Raw genomic sequence first — 21,549 nt, 5'->3', positions numbered from 1 at the left:
CGGGTTCCCTGCTCGAGGACGCGGGCGGCGAAACCGAGCGCGGCCCGGATCCCCGGCGCGTGACGGACTTCGGGTGGGGTCGTGCGCATGTCCCCGAGGCAGAGTGCGGTGAGGGTGGTGAAGTCGTCGACCAGCGGGTGCATCAGGTTTTGCCAGGCGGCGGCGTCGGCGCGGGAGCCGTAGTCGGCGAGTTCGGCGATGGTCTGTGCGAGGTCGGGGTAGGCGATCCCGGCGGGCCGGTGATCGAGGGGGTGCGCATAGGACGCGGTGGGGACGGTCAGGTGCACTCCGCGGGCGGGGAGGTCGAAGGCGGTGAAGAACGGGGACGCGGCGGCCATCGGGTGTACCGCCGAGCAGATGTCGTGCGGGAGGGCGGCGCCGGCGAGCGCGATCTCCTCGGTGCGGCATCCGCCGCCGGGGGTGGGTTGGTCCTCGAGGACCTGGACGTCCAGTCCGGCGCGGGCGCAGATGACGGCGGCGGCCAGCCCGTTCGGTCCCGATCCGATGACTGCGACATCGTTGACGTGTCTGGGGCATGTGCGTCGTGTACCCCCTTTTGCGGTGGTCAGTGGTGGTAGCGTCGGCGACGGATCAGCAGGCTGAGGGCCACCGCTGCGGGTGCGGTGAGCAGCGCGGTCCGCGACGGCACGACGGGCCGTAGGCTCTTGCGCCCTGTCCTGCGGTCGGTGGGGTCGTCGCCGCGCAGGGCGGCGGCCAGGACCTGCGCCCCGTGCAGCGGCGTAGCCGCGGGGTGCAGGTCGCGGATCTGGGTGCGGCAACTGAACCCGTCGGCCAGCACCAGGGTGGCGGGGTCGGCGGCGCGGATCGCGGGCAACAGTGTGTCTTCGGCGCAGGCGAGGGACACCTCGTAGTGGCCGCGTTCGAACCCGAAATTCCCGGCGAGACCGCAGAATCCGGCGTCGAGGACTTCGGTGTCCACACCCGCCTTCTTCAACGCCTGCTCGTCGGCATCGTATGTGAGGACCGCGTGCTGGTGGCAGTGCGGCTGGATCAGCGCCGCCGCATCGACCCGGTGGGGTGGGGACCAGTCCGGTGCCCGCTGCTGCGGGAGCTCGCCCAGGGTGACGGTTTGTTGCGCGAGCCGGTGGGCGTCTTCGTTGCCGTGCAACAACTCCGACAGGTCCGAGCGGAACACCGCGGCGCAGCTGGGTTCGAGGACCACGATCGGGGTGCCGGCCCGCAGGGCGGGCGCCAGCACTGCCAGGGTGCGGGTCAGCACCCTGCTGGCGGTGGCGAGTTGGCCGGTGGAGATCCAGGTCAGCCCGCAGCACAACGTCTGGGTGGGGACCTCGACGGTGAACCCGGCCGCCTCAAGCACGGCGACCGCGGCGTCGGCGATGTGCGGGTCGAAGTTGTTGGTGAAGGTGTCCGGCCACAGCACCACCCGACCCCGGTCCCCTGAACTCGCCGCGGGGGGTCGGTCCCGCCAGGTGGCGGTGAACCGTCGCCGCGCGAACTTCGGGACGGGGCGGCGGGGGTCGACACCGCCGGCGGTCTCGAGCACCGTCTTCAACCCGGGGGTGTGGGTGAGGGAGTTGACCAGGGTGGGGCGAGGGCGGCGATCCGGGCCCACAGGGAGGAAGCAGCGCAACGCGCTGACGCCGTTCCGTTCAGCCTGCAAGACGAGCTGAAAAACTCGGCGCGAACTACCGCACTGCCGACAAACACGCGAACTTCCGCACTGCCGACAAACCATTCGACACCTACGTCGTCGACGACGGACGGCTGATCACCGGTCAGAACCCTGGAAGCGCTCGCGCCGTTGCCGAAGCACTCGTGGCGAATCTGCAATCACGATGACTACCTCGAGGCACATCCGCGCCACATACAAACCTGCGCGCGCAGGACCAGCGGTCGTGTCTCCCACCGAGGCCTCCCTCCGTGCCGGCAGCTGATGCGTGGTCGGATCCAACGAGAGGGGCTCAACCAGACAGGGCGTGCTGTTTTGGACAAAAGATGCGGGGGTACAGGACGAGAACGATCTCGGTCGCTCGGGTTTTCGAGCACGAAACAGAGGAGTCCGCACGCCGGCTGCGCATCATCACCGCCCAACCCCGATCGTGGAGGCATGGGAATGGCAATTGCGAGGCCGGTGCCGAGGGGTCGACTCCGCCGTCTTCTTCCACCCGGATGGTGAGCGGGGTCGAGCCCGCGCCCGCAGGGAGGCTCAGGCCAAGGCACTGTGCCGGCGCTGTCCGGTGCTCGTCGAGTGCCGCGAACATGCCTTGAGCACGGCGGAGCCGTTCGGGATCTGGGGTGCCTTGTCTGCCTCTGAACGCGCTGCGTATCACCGCGAGCACCACGGCCTCGCCGGCTAGCGTCATGCCGCGGATCAACGAAGATGGCGCTGACGTAGCGGCAGGGATCCCACACCAGATGCGGCAACCAGGTCAGGCAACGTGCACCGCCTTCCAACCGAAACATTCGATTCCTCTGGGGTGTAATGCCTTTCTTTGACATCACCGGCCTGTGATCCCGGAATTCCGGGTACTCGGTCTGCATCGCCCGGTTCACCGGGGTGGAGCGAGTGGAGGAGATCTCGGTGTCGAAGTCATTACGCTCAGCAGCTGATCCCGGCGCCGTCCTTACGGACCATTTTCCGCGCGATCTCACGGATGCGGCGCTTACCCATTCGGATGCGAGCCTCGTTCTCGACATCACCGGGCACGGCCGGTGGACCGTTACCGTCGACGACGGCATGGCCGAGGTGACCAGGGGCGTCGCCACCGATCCGACGTGTACGGTACATACCGACGCCGACACCCTCGCCGATCTGCTCATCGGTCGTCGCAGCGGTGTGGACGCGTTCCTCGTTGGTGACCTCACCGCGCGCGGGAGCCTTGCGACCGTTCTCCAGATCGGAGGCGCGTTCGCTCCGGACGTCGACCTCGTCACCCGGCCGCGGGCGCGCGAGGTCACCGCGTGCGGGCTTCGCACCGCGTATCTCGAGGCAGGACGCGCCGACGCACCCCCGGTGGTGCTGCTGCACGGCCTCGGGGCCACCAATGCGTCAATGCTGCCGGTTCTCGCCGACCTGGCCGAGGATTTCCGGGTTCTGGCACCCGATCTTCCGGGTTTCGGTGCCTCCGATGCGCCGGCCTGGACCTACACCGCCGAGCAACTCTTCCGCTGGTTGCGCGATTTCCTCGACGCCGTGGGCGCCGGCGGTGCCGTGGTGATCGGCAATTCGCTCGGGGGCCGCCTCGCACTGGAACTGGCGATGCGCGAACCGGATACGGTCGACAAACTCGTGCTGCTGTGTCCCTCACCGGCGTTCCGCCGATTCCGTCAGCTGGCGCCGCTGGCCCGGTGGTGGCCGGTGGACGTCGCCCGGTTGCCGATGATCGGTCTGCCGCGTGCGGTGGTGATGGCGGGCGCCAAGTCGATGTTCGCCCGTCCCGACCGGGTTCCCCAACCGTGGTTCGAGGCGGCCGTCGACGAGTTCGAGATCGCGATGGGTTACGGTGCGCGGCGCCGGGCGGCGCTGTCGGCACTGATCAACATCTACCTCGAGGAACCGTTCGGCGACGGTGGGTTCTGGGAGAGACTGACCACTGTCCGGACCCCGACACTGTTCTTGTGGGGTCGCCGTGACCGGCTGGTCCCATCGCGGTTCGCCCGGCACGTGAGCGTGGCTGTTCCTACCGCAAAATCCGTCGTGCTCCCCGACTGCGGCCACGTACCTCAGTTGGAACTGCCCAACGTGACGATGGGCCTCACGCGCCGGTTTCTCGGTTCTCCGCGTGCCGCAACGCAGTACCGAGCCCACGCCTGAACTCCACACGTTCCGCAATGTCCCAGAGCGCCGTGCCGGTCGCCGTCGCCGTCGCCGGCCGGCGGTTGGCCCCGCATCGTCGACGCTGCAGCCCCATGTCCACCGTGGCCGAAATTCGCACTGGCATAAAGTCCTGGGGCGAAATTGGGTCAGGACCCGGTCCAGAGCCGTCGGCATGCAAACTGCCTTCATCTTCTCCACCAGTTCCGGACACAGTGGTGTCGACGGGGCGAGTTCCAGGCGGGTGTTCAGTTCGGCTCGGCGCGATGGTCGCCGGAGATCGCCACCAGCGAGGTCGGCAGGCGTCCCCGACGATCTGAGCTGAGTACTCGACGCCCAGACCGCACAGATGGATACTGTCTGGGCGTCCGGCCCACAGCCATCATCGCCGATTCCTATCCGCGTGAGCCCGTACGAACTCCGCTACCTTCGGGGTGCTCAGGTAAAGGGGATTCCTCCGGTGACGCCGAGCACTTCTCCGGTGACGTAGCTCGACTCGTTCGATGCGAGGAAGACGTACGCGGGCGCGAGTTCCGCCGGCTGGCCGGGTCTGCCCAGCGGCACGTCGTCCCCGAATTGCCGGTAACCGTCGGCGGGCATGGTCGCGGGAATCAACGGTGTCCAGATGGGCCCCGGAGCCACGGCATTGACCCGGATGCCTCGTGTGGCCACGTCGGCGGCCAGTCCCTTGGTGAAATCGATGATCCCCGCCTTCGTGGTGGCGTAGTCCAGAAGGCCAGGTGAAGGATTCATCCCCTGGATCGACGAGGTGTTCACGATCGTCGATCCGGGCCCCATGACCGCGAGGGACTTTTTGCACAACCAGAACAGTGCGTAGAGGTTGGTCCGCAGGACCCGGTCGAACTGCTCGGTGGTGATGTCCGCGATGCCGCCGGTCTGGACCTTCTGAAAGGCGGCGTTGTTGACGAGGATGTCCAGACCGCCGAGTTCACGGACCGTCAGGTCCACGAGAGTCTGACAGTGCTCCTCCGAAGTGATGTCCCCGGTCGCGATGACGGCGTGCCGGCCGGCTGCCTCCACCAGCTGCTTCGTCTGCCGTGCATCCGGTTCCTCGTCGTCGAGGCAACTGATGACGACATCGGCACCCTCACGCGCGAACGCGAGCGCCACCGCACGGCCGATGCCCGAATCCGCGCCGGTGATCAGTGCCCGGCGGCCGTCGAGACGGCCACTTCCTCGATAGGTCTTCTCGCCGTGATCCGGGGCGGTCACCATCTGGGAGGTCAGTCCCGGGTGCTGCAGTTCGGGTTGATTTTCGCGGTCGGGAGCAGGGTACTGCGTGGTGGGATCCTGCCGCGCGTACTGGTCGGTCATTCTTGTATCCTTCCCCGGTCAGCTGTCGAACCGTCATGAACGAACGGAAGATTCGTCAAAATACGAATAGCACCCCATCCTGCTTACCCCTCGTGGATAGGTGAAAACCGGTGACACCGATCGGCGGTATCACCGGCGAGGTGTGTGGCGGTGCTCGGTGTGACCCGGCGGGTTCCGTCTCGGTTCGCCCGGCATGTGAGCGTGGCTGTTCCCACCGCCGGATCCGTCGTGCTCCCCGACTGCGGGCACGTCCCGCAGTCGGAGACGCCCGGGCTGGCGATGGGGCCTACACGCCGGGTTCTTGGTTTTCGACGTGCTGCGGCGGCGTACCGCGTGCACCCCTGAGGTGCCTGACAGTTCGCTCTCGGTCGACGCGTGGGCGTCCTCGTCGACTGCGTTCGCGGCGAGCCAATGGAGATATCATTCGGGTGAATTACCTGGTGGTCGTGCAGGCCTGCGATCTCGGGCAGGTCAAGTTCCAGCAGGGTGGCGAACGTCTGATTGACGTCGAGTAGACGCGACTGGTCGTGCATCCGCATCGGAAGAGGACCGCGCGCCACCAGGGACCGGTACTCCTCGCCGATCAGTGCGCCGCCGTCCGCCGGGGGTGTGCGGATGTTCGGGCTCCCGAGCGGGGGCGGCCGGCAAGCGCGGAACCTGCCCGGGAAACCGGGACGGGAGGTCGGGGCACACCGGCCGCGAGGGTGACGGAAATGTCGGGCGGCTGGTGACTCAACCTGTGAGCACGACGGTAACCCGGTTCCGGCGGGAACGAAGCCCTTGCCGGTGGGTCCCGGGGCGATCTGTGTGGGCCGCACGGAGGGGCGGCATCGTTTCGCGAACGGCTCAGTGCGTGGGGGCCGCGGGATGTGGCGGACGCCGATCGGTGACCAGTAGTCGGCGGCGCGGCGAGCATCCCCTTCGTCGAAGGCCGGAGCACCCCTGTACGCCCCCGGACCGACTCGATGACCCGCTGCTTGCCGCCCTCGGGCACCTGGATCGCTCACCAGCGTCGGTCTTTACCCAGGGGTGTGTTGAGAGCCGCGGGAGGAACGTGGGGTGGGCCGGTTACCGTCGGTGAGGTGACCGCGATCTGGTTGTCGGTGGCGAGTTGCACTCATGCGCTGTCGGGTCGTGAGAGGTTTGAGCGATGAGGCCCGCCACACGCATCCCGGATTCGGTGCTCGACGACGTCCGCGGCAGTGCTCGTTCCCCGGCCGTCGCGTGGCTCCGGCGGGGCGCGGTGACGGTGCTCGCGGTGATCGTGGCGCTCGGTGCGGTGGGACTGCTCGGTGTTCGCAGCGCGACCGTACACACCTCCGGCGGCGGCTACGAGCTCACCCTCACCTATCCCCAGGTCGCGCGCGCCGGCCTGGACGTGCCGTGGGATCTCACGGTCCGCAAGGCCGGTGGATTCACCGAGCCGGTGGTCATCGTCGTCGAATCCGAGTACTTCGACATGTTCGAGACCCAGGGCTGGACACCGGAGCCGTCCGCCGAGACCAGCGACGCATCGCGCACCTATATGACCGTCGATCCGCCGCCCGGCGACACCCTCACCCTCGGATTCGACGCCTACATTCAGCCGTCCAGCCAGCTCGGCCATTCGGGATCGGTCTCGGTGTCGGAGAGGGGAGTCGACGTGATCACCCTGGAGTTCACCACCTGGCTGGTGCCCTGATGGAGATCGTGATTCGGGCGACGGTCCTGTTCCTGTTCCTGTGGGCGATCACGCGGATCGTCGGCCGGTCGACCGTCGGCGAGCTGAGCACATTCCAGCTGGTGCTCTATATCGTCATGGGTGACCTCGTGCAGCAGGGGGTGACCCAGCAGGACTACTCGGTGACCTCCGCTCTCCTCGCGGTCGGGGTTTTTGCCCTGCTCACCCTCGCGCTGGCCTGGGCGAACGCCCGGTTCCCCCGCGTTCGCGGCATCACGCACGGTATTCCCGTCATCATCGTCCGGGACGGCGTACCCGACCTGAACCGGTTGTCCACCGAGCGGATGTCACTCGACGATCTGATGGCGGATGCCCGGCAGAAGGGTATCCACCGGTTCGACGAGATCGAGCTCGCCGTGCTCGAGACCAACGGCCGGGTGTCGTTCTTCACCCGCACCGGCGACGCGAGCGAGGGCGCTCCGGAACAACCCGGCATCACCTGAGACTGAAGAGGTGCGCCTCTGGGAGGCGAGTATCTCGATGTGTTTGCCGGGTGGTGGCGTTCTCGGCGAGTCGCAACGGACGGCGACCGGTTCGATAGCCGAAGCTCAGCGCGGGGGGCGATGGTGTGGGTTACGGGCCGGGCGGGTCGGCGGAGTGTTTCTGGACGTATTCTTCGGCGGCTTCGTGGAGGAGGCCGCCGGTGTGTCGGTGAAGGCGTCGGCCGAGTTCGTCGAGGCGCTCGTACAGTCATCCGGGGATGGACGTGCCTGTGTGGGTTTCCCCCTGGCGGACCGCTGTCGGCGGATGGTCGGGCGCCGACCGGCTCGTGCAGGACCCGTCCCACCGCGGCTACGGACCGCCCCGTGGGTGGGGTGTTCTGCGGCAGCATCATGTTGTGTTCGACCCCGGCGGCGGGTTCGGGACGGGCGCTGGGGGCGGGATACCTGATCGGGGATCGTCACGGGTCGGGTCGATGTGGCACGTCAGGTCCTCCGTCTCGACGGTCGGGGCGTGGACCTTTAATCGACGCGATTCCGTGCTGCACCGCCGCGAATGTGGTGGGTCAGGTCCGTCGAGCCGCGGATGACCCGAAGACGCGGCAACGGTGTCGACGACGGCATGGGTGGTTCATGATCGGATCATGTCCATCGACACCGTGACTGTGGGGGCGGGCGCCACTATCGGCCCGCACTGTGTCGGGCTGCCGGCCTCGGGAATCGGTGCCGGCGCGCCGGTCGGGCCGGCCCCGCTCGTCATGCGCGGCGACTCCCTCCCGGCGTCGACGCGGTGGCAAGGCAATTCGATCGCTGCGTGGGCGGCGACGTGAGGTTCGGCGAACACGTCGACGCGCCCGTCGACCCCTACCTTCCGCGGAACGGCAACCGCGGCTACCGGGCGTCGCGGTACGAGCTGGACCTGACGTACCAGGTGCACAGAAACCGGCTGGCGGGCAAGGCGACGATCACCGCGGTGACCACCGAGAGCAGATCTCGGTATCGATTCGATCTGGCACAGAACCTGCACGTGACGAGGGTGACCGCTCGGGGCGGTCGGGGCACCTGGCGGCATCACGGCGGCAAGCTCGTCGTCACCCCCGCGCAGCGGATCCCGGCGGGCGGCGTACTCGTCGTCACCGTCGAGTACGCCGGCTCACCCGAGCCGATCCGCAGCATCTGGGGCGAGGTCGGATGGGAGGAGCTGTCGGAGGGGGTGATCGTCGCCGGTCAGCCCAACGGTGCCCCGTCGTGGTTCCCCTGCGACGACCACCCGGGTTCGAAGGCGAGTTACCGCATCGCGATCACAACCGATTCGCCGTATCACGTGGTGGCCAACGGCGCGCTGGTCCACAAGCGGACCCGCGCCGGCCGGACCACGTGGGTGTACGAGCAGTCCGAGCCGATGGCGAGCTACCTCGCCACCATCGCGATCGGGCCGTACGAGCACCGACAGATCCCTTCCGGACGGGTCCCCATGTTCGCGGTGCACCCGCCGCGGCTGCGTTCGTCCTTCGACCTCGACTTCGGCCGCCAGTTGCAGATGATGGAGGTGTTCGGCACGCTCTTCGGCCCGTACCCGTTCGCCGGCTACACCGTCGTCGTCACCGACGACGACCTCGAGATTCCGATCGAGGCGCAAGGGCTCTCCATTTTCGGGGCCAATCATTGCACCGGACGGCGTGCGGGCGAACGCCTCGTCGCGCACGAACTGGCCCATCAGTGGTTCGGCAACAGCCTCACGATCCGGCAGTGGCGCGACATCTGGCTTCACGAGGGCTTCGCCTGCTATGCGGAGTGGCTCTGGTCGGAGAACTCCGGCGGGCGGTCCGCGCACCAGCTGGCGGTCTCGGCGTACCAGGGCCTCGCCCGCAAACCGCGTGACCTCATTGTCGGCGATCCCGGACCGCACCTGATGTTCGACGACCGCATCTACACACGCGGTGCCCTCACGCTGCACGTGCTGCGGTCCCGGCTCGGTGACGACAACTTCTTCACGTTGCTTCGGTGCTGGACGCAAACCTATCGGCATTCCTCGGTGACCGCCGAGCAGTTCACGGATCTGGCGGCCCATTACACCGACACGCCCTTGCGCCGGCTGTGGGAGACCTGGCTGGGCGAGAAGGAACTGCCCCCGCTCTGATCGGGGTCGGCCCGGCTGCGGCCGGGAGGGCTCCGTCGGCGGTCGGTTTCATCGTCGAATGGTCCGTTGCGAAGCCGGTTTCGGCCTCACCCGATGTAACCGTCTGCAACGTCCCCGACGGCGTGGACACGCGTGGTGGTGACGGTCTCGGAGGCCGGATTGCCGTCCCAGGCGAGGTCACTGCGGGTGTCGGCCCTCGGCGAATTCCTCGACGATCTTCGCGCAGAACGCGGGCAGGTCGCCGGGGTTGCGGCTGGAGATCAGCCCGTTGTCGACCACCACTTCCTCGTCGACCACGTTGCCGCCGGCGTTGCGGATGTCGGTGCGCACGCTGGGATACGAGGTGAGGGTGCGGCCGCGCACGACATCGGCTTCGACGAGTGTCCAGGGGCCGTGGCAGATCACGCCCACGGGTTTGCCCGAGGTGACGAAGTCGCGGACGAATCCGACGGCCGACTCGTCCATTCGGAGGTGGTCGGGGGTTCGTGGTGCCGCCGGGCAGGATCAGTGCGTCGAAGTCGCCGACGGACACCTCACCGACGACGGCGTCGACGGCGTAGGTGCCGGCCTCGTTCACGTCCGAGTTCATGGCCTGGATCTTGCCGGGGGACAGCGAGATCAGCCGCACCTCTGCGCCGGCGCCCTCCACGGCTTTCCGGGGTTCGAGGAGTTCGACCTCCTCGACGCCGTCGGTGGCCAGGATCGCGACCGTGCGGCCGCGCAGTGTCTGTGCCGATGTCATGAGTACTTCCTTCCTCTCGTGGGCACACAGACGGGTACCCGGGTGACCGGAGACCAATCGGGTGGGAATCGGAGTCGTCGGAGATCGGTGGTCGCGGGACCCTCGAGAAGTGTTCCGGCGGCGGTGAATCGGGACCCGTGCAGCGGGCAGTCCCACGAATCCTCCGCATCGTTCCAACGGAGCACACCACCGAGGTGCGGGCAGACGGCGCAGACGCGGTCGGTGTGACCGTTCGATGTGTACTCGCCGACGGGTAGTAGCCCCTCCCGCACGATGCGGGCCCGGCCCGTCCCGCGTTGTCGCCCCGCGAGTGCGTCGCCCCAAGCCCGCGGCCATCTCCATCGCGACCTCGCCGTTCGCCCATACTGCCGCGGGAAGGTCGAAAAGCTGCGTCGGCGAATAGCTCTGGAAGGCCTCGGCCCACCGCATGTGGCCACCCAGAATGCGTCCGGCGAGGACGAGAGCGGCGGCGACACCGATGGAGAGTCCCCACTTGCCGTACCCGGTCGCGACGAGAATGCCGTCGCTGCCGGGAATCAGTGGGCCGACGTAGGGGAGCCCGTTCAGTGAGGAGTAGTCCTGCGCCGACCAGCGGTGGGTGGGTGTGGCCCCGGGAAAGTGACGGGCGGTCCAGGCCAGCAGGTCGTCGACAGCGGTCTGCGGTGAGGTGCTTCGGCCGACGTCGTGACCGTTGCCGCCGACGATCAGAACGCGACCGTCGTCGGCCGGGCGCAGCGATCGTGTGGGCTGATCGGCGGTCAGGTACATGCCGCCGGGGGCACCGCCCGGCATCCGGAACGCCGCCGCATAGGATCGCTCCGCCGTCAGACGAGCGAAGAATCCTCCGCGGTCGAGGATCGGAGTTCCCGTCGCGAGAACCACGCGGCGGGATTCGATGTCGCCGTCCGGCGTCGACAGGACGTGCAATCGCCCCAGTGTCCGGACCGAGGTCACGCGACGGTGCTCGAACACATCGCCGCCGTGGGTGATCAGATCGCGGGCCACCCCGTGGAGAACGGGCATCGGGTCCAGGTACGCCTGGTCGTCGACGTGGGGCACCGGGATTCCGAGTTCCGGCATCAGTCGGACAGGCAGGCCCGCCGACCGGGCGGCCGTGTACTGGGCGCGGACCGCATCGACCCCGGACTCGGTCTGCGCGAACGTGAAATCCGGTGCCGTCCCGACGGGAATTTCACGGTTGTGGCAGTACCGGAGCATCCAGTGCTGGCCCTCCAGATTTCCCTCGACATACGAACGCAGGATGTGTAACGCGTGGCGCCGACGGATCTCGGCGAGCCGGATACCCTGCAGCACACTGACCTTGCCCGTGGTGTTCCCTGTCGTGGCGGCGCCGATGATCTGCGCTTCCACGACGGCGACATGCTGTCCCGCGCGGGCCAGCAGCAGCCCGAGGACCAGGCCGGTCACCCCGGCGCCAATCACCACGGTGTCGTACCCGTCCACGTTCGTCCCACGACCGTCCCGTCACCGCACCGCACCGCACCGCGGCGCCTGGCGACGTGATCGAGACACAGAGAAGGCATTACGCCTTCAGGACAATCACCGCGCCGTCTTCCTTCTTCTGGAAATTCCCGTACGCGTGCGGGGCCACGACTGCTCCGCGTCGTGCCACCGCACCTCAGATGTGACACACGGCGCGCACGTGGGTGGTCCGCCCGTTCACCGTGCCGACTCCCACCGGCGCGCATCGGCCCGCCGTTCGGTGCGCCGAGTCGGCCTGTCGAGTCCGTTTTCAGGGTGTGAGTTGGATCTTGACCGCCCCGTCCTGCTTCTTCTGGAAGATCTCGTAGGCGTGGGGCGCCTGTTCGAGGGGGAGTGTGTGAGTGGCGAAGGTGTCGACGCCGAGGGGGTCGTCGTCGCCGAGGAGCGGCATGATGTCGTCCACCCACTTCTTGATGTTGGCCTGGCCCATGCGCAGCTGGATCTGTTTGTCGAACAGGGTGAGCATGGGGAGCGGGTCGGCCATGCCGCCGTAGACGCCGATGATGGAAATGGTTCCGCCGCGGCGGACGATGTCGATCGCCGAATACAGTGCGCCGAGACGGTCGATACCGGCCTTCTGCATGAGCGGCGCCGCGACCGCGTCCGGGAGGTACCCGACGATCTGCTGGGCGAGCTTGCCGATCGGGGATCCGTGTGCCTCCATTCCGACTGCATCGATCACCGAGTCGGTGCCCCGGCCGTCGGTCGCGTCGCGGATCACGTCGGCGAGATCGCTGCCGTGCTCGTGAAGGTCGAGGGTTTCGATGCCCCGGGACTTGGCGCGAGCGAGGCGTTCGGGGACGTTGTCGACCGCGATGACCCGTGCGCCCTTGTGGTGGGCGATGCGCGCTGCCATGTCGCCGATCGGTCCGAGGCCGAGTACGGTGACCGACCCGCCCGCGGGGATGGCGGCGTACTCCACCGACTGCCATGCCGTGGGCAACACGTCGGACAGATAGACGAATCGCGAATCCGGCGGCCCCTCGGGAACTTTCATGTGGGTGAACTGGGCTTGGGGAACACGGAGGTACTCGGCCTGTCCTCCCGGAACCTGGCCGTAGAGCTTCGAGAAGCCGAACAACGCCGCTCCCATGCCCTGCTCGCGGACCTGCGTCGTCTCACACTGCGTGTACAGCTGCATGTTGCACATGAAACAGGTGCCACAGGAGATTTGGAACGGGATCACCACCCGGTCGCCGACCTTCAGGTTTCCCGCCTCCGCGCCGACTTCTTCGACGATTCCCATCGGTTCGTGGCCGAGGACGTCCCCTTCTCCCATGAACGGGCCGAGTGTTTCGTACAGGTGCAGGTCGGACCCGCAAATGTTCGTCGTGGTGACCTTGATGACGGCGTCCGTCGGTTGTTCGATTTTCGGATCGGCGACGGTTTCGACGCTGACCTTTCGTTTGCCTTGCCAGGTGACTGCGCGCACTGGGAACCACACCTCTCGTCGGTCGATGTGTGGTTCGGGTGCCCGACGGGCGCTGGCGGTAAACCCGGCTCCGGGCTCCGATGGTCCCTCGGCACGGCGTGGACGGGGGCCGCGATGCCGTCGTAGCGCTTGAGCAGTACTCCGTGAGAGATCCACGAGCGAAGAATGTCATTGACCCGCAGGTCTTTGAGGGAAGTCGATCGATCGTCGGACGCGGATGACCTGCCGGAGGAGCAACCCCACCACCGCTTTGAGTCGATTGAGCGTGCGCACCTGGGGGTAGTCCATTCGAGTGGCCCGCACAGTCAGAACATCCATTCGTGGGAGCCAAAGATGATGATCAGTCTGCAGGTCGCGATCGCGGCGGTCGCGGGCTATTGGCTGGGGCGTGCCTACCCCACGCAGCCGGGCATGGCGTTTGCCGCGGCGAGTGCCGGACGCCTCGTCGGGAGCCCGCAGGAGATGGTCGACGAGACCATGAACCTGCTCGAGGCATCACCTGAGTTCGCCGCCCTCGACGAATCGGTGCGCGGTCAACTCCTCGACGCCGTGAGAGTGGCGGCCATGACCGCCGTTACTGCCCGGATCGAGGCCGCCGGCGAGGTTGCCGGCGCTAGTGACGAGGCTCCGCTGACCACCCGCGAGAGTGTCGCGAACACCTCGGACACGACCGGACAAGTCGCCGCCGCCGACACCACCGACACCGCTGGCCCCGTCGTCGACGGCAACGAAACCAGCGCCACCGACGCCGATGATCGTGGGTTCGGCGTCGCGCATGCGCGAAAGCGCAGAAGTCATGCGACGGGGACGAGGGCGCCGACCGCCGACACATCCGAACACGGCGCCCAGCCGGACACCGGCGCCGACGAGGACACCGCCAACGGTACGACGGCAGCACTGGCCGACGATGCTCCCGCCGCAGACGACGGCAACGCCGCCGCATCCGCACCTTCCACCGCCGAGGTCCGGGCCTGGGCCCACGCTACCGGCATTGCCGTCTCCGACCATGGGCGACTGAGCGCCGAGATCTGGGAGGCCCACGCTGCCTCACCTACACCACCGCCCACGGCCGAGGTCCGGGCCTGGGCCCACACCCACGGCTTCACCGTCTCGGACCGCGGGCAACTGAGCGCTGAGGTCAGGGAGGCCTACGCCGCCGCCCACCCCGCGCGCTGAGACTCAGAGGCCCTGACATGTGTCAGCCGGGGGACACCAGCAACAACAGCAGCTCAGCAATGCCGGAGTAGGTGTCCGTGACGCCAGCGTGAAGTGTGTCGTGATCAACGCTCACGACAAGTCGGGGTCGATACCACCTCGTTCTCCACCCTGCCCTCGGAATGGACGGACGCGGCCCCGGAGGCGGCCCTCGACGGCACAAACATGGTCGCCGTGCTGGTCGGCAACGTATCGCCGCTCTCGGTGAAGTGCCCGGACCCCGTTGTCGTGCTGCGCAACCGTTGCACGTATCGCGGCACTCCGCTCGGCGACGGCACGCTCGGCGCTGGGTGCGTCGAAGGCCCGTGGCACGGAGGTCGCTTCGGTGTCGCGGGCGGCCGGGCGATGCGAGGCCCGGCGACCCGGCCGCAACAAATGCACGAGGCCCGTGTGCGGGACGGACGGATCGAGGTCCGGCAGCCGAACAAGCAGCGGACGTGGCGCACCAACCCCGTGGCCAGCGGCAATGATTGGCGCTGCTGGGGAATGTGGAGTCGTATTTCCCTGATAATGCTGCGTTTTCGCGGGGGGTAATGGACTTTCGCCCGGCTAGTGGCATAGCGAACATCGTGCGGAGGTTTACCGCGGTAGTTATTTATCTTGCTCGGCGCGTTCGCGTTGTTCGTGGACTTCGGCTTCACCGCGTGCCTTCTCGGCCGCCGCTTCTTTCTCCGCCGCCTGCCGTTGGGCTTGGGCCTTGTCCTGCTGCGCCTGCCCCTCTCGGGTTAGGTCGTCTTGGCCGGTGACGGCGCCTGCCGCCTCCTTCGCCTTGCCTTTCACGTCTTCGACCACGCCCTTGACGCCCTCGGCCGGTCCCGATTTGTCGTCAACCATTCGTTCATCCTCCTTGTCGGCAATGCGGATTCTCGCGTGCACCGTGGTACACGTATTTCCTTCGCCTACCCCTGGAGGTGGCGCCTCAAACGACGGCCCGAACGGCGCGGTGGAGGGCCGCAATTTGGGCGGACGTCATCGCGGGTACGCCTACCGGTAGGGATCGCCAGACTTATCGAAGGGAGCTCTCTCCCCATGCCGACCAGGACGATCGACGGGCACCGACTGCGCCTGACGCATCTCGACAAGGTGCTGTACCCGGCCGCGGGAACGACGAAAGGCGAAGTTATCGACTACCTCGAGGAGATCGCACCGGCGATGCTGCCGCACCTGGCCCGGCGCCCGGTGACCCGGAAGCGGTGGCCGGGCGGTGTCGACTCGGACTTCTTCTTCGAACGCAACATTCCCTCGTCGACACCGAAATGGGTTCCGCGGCTGACCATCCAGCACAAGGACCGCAGCGTCGAGTATCCCCTCATCGACTCCGCAGCGGGACTGGTGTTGATGGGTCAACTCGCCGCCCTGGAGTTACACGTGCCGCAATGGACGGTGATGGACGGCAAACCGGGGCCGGTGACACGACTGGTGTTCGACCTCGATCCCGGTGAGGGCATCGACCTTCCCGGCTGCGCCCGTATCGCACTGGCGGTCAAGGAGCAACTCGACGACGCCGGATTGGTGTCGTTCCCGGTCACCAGCGGCAGCAAGGGAATCCACGTCTATGCTGCGCTGACAGCGAAGAACGACGTCGACCCCTCAACGTTTGCCCGGAAACTGGCGAAAGGCCTGGAGAAGGACTGGCCGACGTTGGTGACGGCTACCATGACCAAAACCGACCGCCGCGGGAAGATCTTCGTCGACTGGAGTCAGAACAACGTCGCCAAGACCACCGTCGCCCCGTATTCGCTGCGCGGTCGCTCCGAGCCGACGGTCGCCGCGCCACGGGATTGGTCGGAATTCGAGTCGACCGACCTGCGTCAGCTGCGGTTCGACGAAGTGCTCGAACGGTATCGCGACGACGGCGACCTACTCGGGGACTGCCTCGACACACTCCGGGTGTACCGATCGAAACGCACTCGCGGCAAGACACCCGAACCGGTCCCCGACGCCCCAGCCGATTCACCCGCGCCGGCATCGGGTCAGGAGCTGAGCTTCGTCGTCCACGAGCACCATGCGACCAACCTGCACTGGGACTTCCGCCTCGAACGGGACGGGGTACTCGTCTCGTGGGCGGTACCCAAAGGCGTCCCGAAGTCGCCGTCGAAGAAGCGCCTCGCCGTACATACCGAAGACCACCCCCTCGACTACCGCACCTTCTCCGGGACCATCCCGAAGGGCCAGTATGGCGGCGGCCGGGTGGACATCTTCGACGAGGGAACCTATGTCCCCATCAAGTGGGAAGGGGACGAGGTTCTCATCGAGCTCCGGGGCCGGCGCCTGCATGGGCAGTACGCGCTGATCCACACCACGAACGACCAGTGGTTGATGCACAAGATCAAGAAGGGCCGGGAGCGACCACTGCCGCACACCGAATCGGAAGGGGCCTCCGGCAGCGCCACTTCGGAGGCCACCGACGAGAAACCATTGCCGCGGGACCTCAAACCCATGCTCGCGACACTCGGATCCGACCGCAATCTCGACACCATGCCCACCGACGAGTGGGCGTTCGAAGGAAAATGGGAAGGAATACGGGCGATCGCCGAGATCACGGACGGAAAAGTTCTCCTGCACAGCCGCACCGGACGCGACCTCACCGCGACCTACCCGGAGCTGGCATCGATCGGCGACGCGCTGGCCGATCACGAGGCAATCCTCGACGGCGAGATCGTCACCCTCGATCCGGCCGGAGTGACGAGCTTCTCCGCCCTGCAGAATCGTTCCGCCCTGCAGAATCGTTCCGGGCTGCGGAAGAGACGGAGATCGACGCCGCAGCGCAAAACTATCCGGCCGAACTCTACGTGTTCGATCTTCTCCATCTCGACGGCAGTTCGCTGCTGCGACACCCCTACACGGATCGACGACGCGCGTTGGAGGAACTGGCGTCGACGACGGGCCTGACCGTTCCACCACGCTTGGAAGGCGACGCCGGCGAGGCGCTGGCCGAGAGCCGCCGGCGCGGTTGGGAAGGAATCGTCGGCAAGCGGGACGACTCGACCTATCTGCCCGGCCGGCGGGGCACCGCGTGGATCAAGGTGAAGAACCAGCGCACCCAGGAAGTAATCGTCGGTGGCTGGCGACCGGGTAAGGGATCACGCGCCGACACACTCGGATCGCTGCTGCTCGGCATCCCGGACACGGACGGACTCCGATACGTCGGCAGGGTCGGGACCGGCTTCACCGAGCCGATGCTCGAATCCCTGACGAGGAAGCTCGAGCGGCTTACGCGCAAGACGAGCCCGTTCGCCGGAACGCTGACGGCCCCGCAACGCAAGGACGCGAAGTGGGTCACCCCTCGCCTGGTCGGCGAGGTCGGGTTCACGGAATGGACCACGGTGAACCTTCTCCGGCACCCGACCTGGCGTGGACTGCGAACGGACAAAAATCCCGCGGACGTGCGACTGGAATGATTCTCCGGCCGAACCGAGAGGGTGAGGCGCGACCGACGGTCGCACGCATGCACCAAGCACACCCAGCGAATTTTCCGAGGAATTTCAGTCGAAGACTCCCACGATGTCGAGCACCAGCAGGACCGCGATCGCCACGAAGACCACGACGATCACGCCGATGACCACCGAAGACCACGACGATCACGCCGATGACCACCATGGTGGCAACACCTGTCGGTGGAAACGACCAACTGGTGCGCGGTTCGTGCTCGGACAGCCCCGACGTCTACGCGGAGTCCGGAGGGGTCGAACCGGGGCGGGCACCGCCGCCCGACTCGAGATCAGGGGTGTTCGCCGGATCCGGGTCCGGAGACTGAACGGTCATGACAACGGCCCTCCGCGGAGTAAGACTGCCGCCGCGTCCGAGCGGGGCGGCTGTGACGCGCGGGTACCCCGATCCGCGCCACCCACACAGCGGCACGCTTGTCGCCCCCGGCGGGACGAAGGCTCTACGGACGAATGCTCCACAAACTCTGCATCGGTGAAGATGCAGCAAGATGGTCGACCGAGCGCTCGGCCTGCTCGATCACCGTCCCGCTGTCGTCGAACATGTGGTCGCCGACGACCACGATCCCTTGTTACGTTGGGTGTATGCAGCGACTCGAGTTCTACTTCGATCCGTCCTGCCCGTTCTGCTGGATCACGAGCCGGTGGCTGCTCCAGGTCGCGGCCGAGCGCGACCTCGAAGTTACGTGGCGCCCGTTCAGCCTCGCCGAGAAGAACGACGAAATCGCAAACGGCGGCTCCGACAAGACCTCTCACGGTGACCTGCATCGACCCGCGCACCGGGTCCACCGCGTGATCGCGGCCGCCGCAAAGCAAGGCGCCGCTGTTATCGACCTGTACTCCGCGTTCGGACGTCCTTACCACGTCGACGGCCGCGGGTACGACGACGCGCTCATCGCGCAGGTGCTGGCAGCTGAGGGGCTGCCCACCGGCCTTGCACGGGCTGCCGACGACACGTCCTGGGACGCGCACCTGCGAGATGAGACGAACTCGGCCGTCGCCGCCGTCGGTGAGGACACCGGCGTTCCAATAATCGTATTCAAGCTCGAGAACGGCGAGAAGAAGGGCTTTTATGGCCCTGTGCTCAACAACATGCCGAATAGGGAAGACGGCCTTGCTATTTGGGCCGGGTTGCGCACTCTCGCACCGGTGTCTGCGTTTTACGAACTCAAGCGCACGCGTCCGAACGGCCTGCCCGATACCTCGGGCACGGAAGGTATCTGAACCGTCACCCGTCGCCTGTGCTCAGCACGCGGCTGGTGGGACTCGCGTGATGCGGTGCGCTCGCGGACGAAGCGTGCGGGTGGGTCATGTGGTTACTGCTCATCAGCACGGGTAGGGACCAAGTCGGTGCGGCCGGGCACGGGCGCTCCTTGCGGTCACCGGTCAGTGTTCCCAGTCGGGTATCGGGGCGGGCAGGGCGAGGTGACTCGCTCGGGTTCGGCTGCCGTCACAGTGTCGGCAGCTGTGTGCGATCGGTGTTGGTGGGTACTCGGGCATGGTGCGGCTCGGGGTCTTGGATATCGGCTCGAATTCGGCGCAGCTGCAGATCGTGCATGCGACGCCGGGGGCACCGCCGCTGCCGATTCACGCGGTCAAATGGGCCACTCTGTTGGGGGAGGCGATCGATGCGGACGGCTGTCTCGAGCGGGCGGGTATCGACCGCGTCTGCCATGCGGTGACTCACACCATGGAGGCGGCCCGGAAGTTCGAGGTCGACCAGCTGTTCACCTTTGTGACCGCGGCGATCCGGGACGCCGCCAACCGGGATTCGGTGCTCGAACAGATCGTCAAGGAATGCGGGGTGCGGCCACAGTTCCTCACCGGAGCGCAGGAGGGACGGTTGACGTATATCGCCGTGCACCGCTGGTACGGGTGGTCGTCCGGCCGGATCCTGGTCATCGACATCGGCGGCGGGTCGATGGAGATCATGTTCGGACGCGACGCGGAGCCGGAGTTCGTGTTGTCGCTGCCACTGGGGGCGGGGTTGCTCACCCGCACGTTCCTGCACGCCGATCCGCCGCCGAAGGAGCAGGTCAAAAGGCTCCGACACTATGTGCGGGACACGTTGAGTGAATCCGCGGACCGGTTGCGGTGGGAGGGGGAGCCACGCAGGGTGGTGGGCACGTCGAAGACGTTCAAACAGCTGGCGCGTCTGACCGGGGCGCCGGCGCAACGGGAGGGTCCGTTCGTGCGTCGGACCCTGCTACGTTCCGACGTACACCGGTGGACGGGTCGGCTGGCCGAGTTGCCGGCCGGTAAGCGGGCCGAGTTGCGGGGCATCTCCCGGCATCGAGCCCGGCAGATCCCGGCCGGGGCGATCGTGGCCGACGAGGCGATGCGCGCGCTGGGTGTCGACCTGCTTGAGGTCAGTCCGTGGGCGTTGCGCGAGGGCGTCATTCTGCAGCATCTGGCGGCGGTGACCGACCCGGAATCGAGGTTGCCGCTGCAGCCGTTGACCCGGGCCCGCGAGGCGGGCAGTGCGGATATCATGGCACTGCCGTCGGGAACTGCACACCACGACACGTGATCGCAGCGGGTTGTGTCGAATAGTGTTCGGCAGCGGAGCACGGGACCGGCGCCAGCACCGCCGGTGACCAGACCGAAGACCGCCTCGTCCAGCACTGCCCGTGCGTCCCGGCGGAGGCACCATCCGAGTTCGCGGGCTGCCCGGCGTGAATCGAGCAGCGGCACAGAAAACGCCAGTTCCAGAGAGCCGGGCTCGACGGGTTGCAGGTACAGGTGCCAGGTGAAGTCGATGGCCAGATGCGCCAGTCGGTGCGGCGCGGGGACGGGGCGGGCAGGAATGCTGCACCGAGTTCGTCCGCGCCCAGGGGTGGATCGGAGTACAGGTTGAACGGCCCGGCGGCACGGGCGCCAGGACGTCCGCGAACTCGGCGGCAATGAACGGCCGGAACGGCGGGGGATCGGGCACAGGCAGTAGTGGGAGGAACTGCAGGGTCCGCGGGAAGAGGGGGAGAGTGTATCGGGCGAGCGCGGCACCGGCCGCGTATTGGCCGATGAAACGGGGCGCACCCGGGTCAGGACGGTGGACGTCGATGCGGTGAAGTCGTCGAGGTGCGCTTCGGCGGCGGCTTTGTCGGGGCCGTAGACCGACTGCGGCGCGCCCCCACGGGGCGCGGTCTCGTCGACCACCCGTCCCGGTGCGAGCGAATAGGTCGCACCGGAGGGCATGTGCACCAGATGCGGCACCCCGGCGGCGTCGGCCGCCGCGCTCACCGCGTGGGTGCCGCCAACCCCCACGTGGTGCAGGTACCCGCGATGGTGGGTGGGCTGAAACGCCCACGCCGGATGGATCACGGCGACAGTGCCGGCGAAGATGCGCACCACCCGGTCGGTGGAATCGGGGTCGGCGACATCGACCGCATGTCAGGTCATTTCGTGGTACGGCGGGACATCCGGGGTGGGCGGCGCGTGATCTCCGACCAGGTCCAGTGCCCGGGTTTCCTCGCGTAGCCGGTGCAGCAGCGCCGTGCCGACATCGCCGTCATCCCGGTGATGATCAGTCGAATCGTCGCTCACTGCCTCCGTCCCCGCGCCCACACATGCCGGTGGTCCGCATCTGGAACACAGCGACTCACTCTGGTGTCCGCGTCCAGGATCGTGCGCGGGTCCGCGTGGCCGGCAGTTTCCGGCCGTCTGGACGGGGGTACTTGCTGCAGTGATCTCCGCGGCCGTGCCAGCCCGATCCCGGGCCCGAAATTTAGGTGAGGTGTGCCATGTCGTCCGATGCCATCGTGATCTTGAGAAATGACCACA

The 21,549-nt window shown here is 67.3% G+C and carries 17 protein-coding genes and 5 pseudogenes; 11 read left to right on the top strand and 11 right to left on the bottom strand.

Features of this window, described 5'->3' with window-relative positions; all coding sequences use genetic code 11:
- Both P3H15_RS48760 and P3H15_RS48755 read right to left on the bottom strand, forming a co-directional pair.
- The coding region (locus P3H15_RS48760; RefSeq protein ID WP_276143922.1) for an NAD(P)/FAD-dependent oxidoreductase at window positions 1-569 on the bottom strand (569 nt) is incomplete at its 3' end.
- Window positions 566-1,642: a heterodisulfide reductase-related iron-sulfur binding cluster gene (locus P3H15_RS48755; RefSeq protein WP_346348871.1), complete on the bottom strand. Its 1,077-nt coding sequence runs from the start codon at window positions 1,640-1,642 to the stop codon at window positions 566-568. The genes P3H15_RS48760 and P3H15_RS48755, both read right to left, overlap by 4 nt.
- 436 nt (window positions 1,643-2,078) lie before the next feature.
- Between P3H15_RS48755 and P3H15_RS48745 the strand changes: the two genes are divergently transcribed.
- Both P3H15_RS48745 and P3H15_RS48740 read left to right on the top strand, forming a co-directional pair.
- A complete protein-coding gene (locus P3H15_RS48745) occupies window positions 2,079-2,339 on the top strand; it encodes a WhiB family transcriptional regulator (protein WP_276143921.1) in 261 nt (86 codons plus the stop codon).
- Between the two features lie 224 nt (window positions 2,340-2,563).
- The gene (locus tag P3H15_RS48740) at window positions 2,564-3,796 is read left to right on the top strand and encodes an alpha/beta fold hydrolase (protein ID WP_276143919.1); all 1,233 of its coding nucleotides are present in this window, start codon (window positions 2,564-2,566) and stop codon (window positions 3,794-3,796) included.
- Window positions 3,797-4,234: 438 nt separating this feature from the next.
- Here the strand turns inward: P3H15_RS48740 and P3H15_RS48735 are convergent, their stop codons facing one another.
- Window positions 4,235-5,131: an SDR family oxidoreductase gene (locus tag P3H15_RS48735; protein ID WP_276143918.1), complete on the bottom strand. Its 897-nt coding sequence runs from the start codon at window positions 5,129-5,131 to the stop codon at window positions 4,235-4,237.
- A gap of 1,150 nt (window positions 5,132-6,281) precedes the next feature.
- On the opposite strand from P3H15_RS48735, the gene P3H15_RS48730 reads away from it, so the two are divergent.
- The 4 genes from P3H15_RS48730 to P3H15_RS48715 all read left to right on the top strand — a co-directional run bounded on the left by P3H15_RS48730 (window position 6,282) and on the right by P3H15_RS48715 (window position 9,431).
- Window positions 6,282-6,812 carry a hypothetical protein gene (locus P3H15_RS48730; RefSeq protein ID WP_276143917.1) on the top strand — a complete coding sequence of 177 codons (531 nt, stop codon included), beginning with the start codon at window positions 6,282-6,284 and terminating at the stop codon, window positions 6,810-6,812.
- Window positions 6,812-7,294: a DUF421 domain-containing protein gene (locus tag P3H15_RS48725; RefSeq protein WP_276143916.1), complete on the top strand. Its 483-nt coding sequence runs from the start codon at window positions 6,812-6,814 to the stop codon at window positions 7,292-7,294. The genes P3H15_RS48730 and P3H15_RS48725 overlap by 1 nt, the downstream gene beginning before the upstream one ends.
- A 641-nt stretch (window positions 7,295-7,935) precedes the next feature.
- Window positions 7,936-8,121, top strand: coding sequence for a hypothetical protein (locus P3H15_RS48720; protein WP_276143915.1), 186 nt, complete (start codon window positions 7,936-7,938; stop codon window positions 8,119-8,121).
- The gene (locus P3H15_RS48715; protein WP_276143914.1) at window positions 8,106-9,431 is read left to right on the top strand and encodes a M1 family metallopeptidase; all 1,326 of its coding nucleotides are present in this window, start codon (window positions 8,106-8,108) and stop codon (window positions 9,429-9,431) included. The genes P3H15_RS48720 and P3H15_RS48715 overlap by 16 nt, the downstream gene beginning before the upstream one ends.
- A gap of 177 nt (window positions 9,432-9,608) precedes the next feature.
- On the opposite strand, the pseudogene P3H15_RS48710 reads toward P3H15_RS48715, so the two are convergent.
- The 4 genes and pseudogenes from P3H15_RS48710 to P3H15_RS48695 all read right to left on the bottom strand — a co-directional run bounded on the left by P3H15_RS48710 (window position 9,609) and on the right by P3H15_RS48695 (window position 13,108).
- Window positions 9,609-10,173, bottom strand: a pseudogene (locus tag P3H15_RS48710) (type 1 glutamine amidotransferase domain-containing protein).
- Window positions 10,170-10,358: a Rieske 2Fe-2S domain-containing protein gene (locus tag P3H15_RS48705; protein WP_276143920.1), complete on the bottom strand. Its 189-nt coding sequence runs from the start codon at window positions 10,356-10,358 to the stop codon at window positions 10,170-10,172. Before P3H15_RS48705 ends, P3H15_RS48710 begins: the two are co-directional and overlap by 4 nt.
- A gap of 325 nt (window positions 10,359-10,683) precedes the next feature.
- A pseudogene (locus P3H15_RS48700) lies at window positions 10,684-11,601 on the bottom strand (NAD(P)/FAD-dependent oxidoreductase); the annotation flags it as partial.
- Between the two features lie 325 nt (window positions 11,602-11,926).
- Window positions 11,927-13,108, bottom strand: a complete 1,182-nt coding sequence (locus tag P3H15_RS48695) for a zinc-dependent alcohol dehydrogenase (protein WP_276143913.1) — start codon at window positions 13,106-13,108, stop codon at window positions 11,927-11,929.
- 333 nt (window positions 13,109-13,441) lie between these two features.
- On the opposite strand from P3H15_RS48695, the gene P3H15_RS48690 reads away from it, so the two are divergent.
- A complete protein-coding gene (locus tag P3H15_RS48690; RefSeq protein ID WP_276143912.1) occupies window positions 13,442-14,284 on the top strand; it encodes a histone-like nucleoid-structuring protein Lsr2 in 843 nt (280 codons plus the stop codon).
- A gap of 93 nt (window positions 14,285-14,377) precedes the next feature.
- Window positions 14,378-14,857 (top strand): Rieske 2Fe-2S domain-containing protein, encoded by a 480-nt coding sequence (locus P3H15_RS48685; RefSeq protein ID WP_276143911.1) that lies wholly within the window; start codon window positions 14,378-14,380, stop codon window positions 14,855-14,857.
- A gap of 57 nt (window positions 14,858-14,914) precedes the next feature.
- On the opposite strand, the gene P3H15_RS48680 is transcribed toward P3H15_RS48685, so the two are convergent.
- Entirely contained in the window at window positions 14,915-15,157 is a 243-nt protein-coding gene (locus tag P3H15_RS48680; protein WP_276143910.1) for a CsbD family protein, read from the bottom strand.
- A gap of 195 nt (window positions 15,158-15,352) precedes the next feature.
- Here P3H15_RS48680 and P3H15_RS48675 point away from each other — a divergent pair.
- Window positions 15,353-17,724: pseudogene (locus tag P3H15_RS48675) on the top strand (ATP-dependent DNA ligase).
- 84 nt (window positions 17,725-17,808) lie between these two features.
- On the opposite strand, the pseudogene P3H15_RS48670 reads toward P3H15_RS48675, so the two are convergent.
- Window positions 17,809-18,088, bottom strand: a pseudogene (locus tag P3H15_RS48670) (DUF6480 family protein).
- Between the two features lie 266 nt (window positions 18,089-18,354).
- Between P3H15_RS48670 and P3H15_RS48665 the strand changes: the two are divergent.
- Window positions 18,355-18,993 (top strand): DsbA family protein, encoded by a 639-nt coding sequence (locus tag P3H15_RS48665; RefSeq protein ID WP_276143909.1) that lies wholly within the window; start codon window positions 18,355-18,357, stop codon window positions 18,991-18,993.
- A gap of 274 nt (window positions 18,994-19,267) precedes the next feature.
- Window positions 19,268-20,299, top strand: a complete 1,032-nt coding sequence (locus tag P3H15_RS48660) for a hypothetical protein (protein ID WP_276143908.1) — start codon at window positions 19,268-19,270, stop codon at window positions 20,297-20,299.
- Window positions 20,300-20,808: 509 nt separating this feature from the next.
- Here P3H15_RS48660 and P3H15_RS55955 read toward each other — a convergent pair.
- Both P3H15_RS55955 and P3H15_RS48655 read right to left on the bottom strand, forming a co-directional pair.
- Window positions 20,809-21,147, bottom strand: a pseudogene (locus P3H15_RS55955) (NAD-dependent epimerase/dehydratase family protein); the annotation flags it as partial.
- Between the two features lie 12 nt (window positions 21,148-21,159).
- The gene (locus P3H15_RS48655) at window positions 21,160-21,312 is read right to left on the bottom strand and encodes a hypothetical protein (RefSeq protein WP_276143907.1); all 153 of its coding nucleotides are present in this window, start codon (window positions 21,310-21,312) and stop codon (window positions 21,160-21,162) included.
- Between the last annotated feature and the right edge of the window lie 237 nt (window positions 21,313-21,549).

Origin of the sequence: Rhodococcus sp. T2V, from assembly GCF_029269925.1 — a bacterium.
Taxonomy (GTDB): domain Bacteria; phylum Actinomycetota; class Actinomycetes; order Mycobacteriales; family Mycobacteriaceae; genus Rhodococcus_F; species Rhodococcus_F koreensis.
This window is presented reverse-complemented; position numbering and strand designations above follow the sequence as displayed.

Coding starts and splice junctions, on each gene's coding strand:
- P3H15_RS48690 (WP_276143912.1), top strand. CDS start 13,442: ATGATGATCAGTCTGCAGGTCGCGATCGCGGCGGTCGCGGGCTATTGG.
- P3H15_RS48730 (WP_276143917.1), top strand. CDS start 6,282: ATGAGGCCCGCCACACGCATCCCGGATTCGGTGCTCGACGACGTCCGC.
- P3H15_RS48660 (WP_276143908.1), top strand. CDS start 19,268: ATGGTGCGGCTCGGGGTCTTGGATATCGGCTCGAATTCGGCGCAGCTG.
- P3H15_RS48665 (WP_276143909.1), top strand. CDS start 18,355: ATGCAGCGACTCGAGTTCTACTTCGATCCGTCCTGCCCGTTCTGCTGG.
- P3H15_RS48725 (WP_276143916.1), top strand. CDS start 6,812: ATGGAGATCGTGATTCGGGCGACGGTCCTGTTCCTGTTCCTGTGGGCG.
- P3H15_RS48680 (WP_276143910.1), bottom strand. CDS start 15,157: ATGGTTGACGACAAATCGGGACCGGCCGAGGGCGTCAAGGGCGTGGTC.
- P3H15_RS48720 (WP_276143915.1), top strand. CDS start 7,936: ATGTCCATCGACACCGTGACTGTGGGGGCGGGCGCCACTATCGGCCCG.
- P3H15_RS48735 (WP_276143918.1), bottom strand. CDS start 5,131: ATGACCGACCAGTACGCGCGGCAGGATCCCACCACGCAGTACCCTGCT.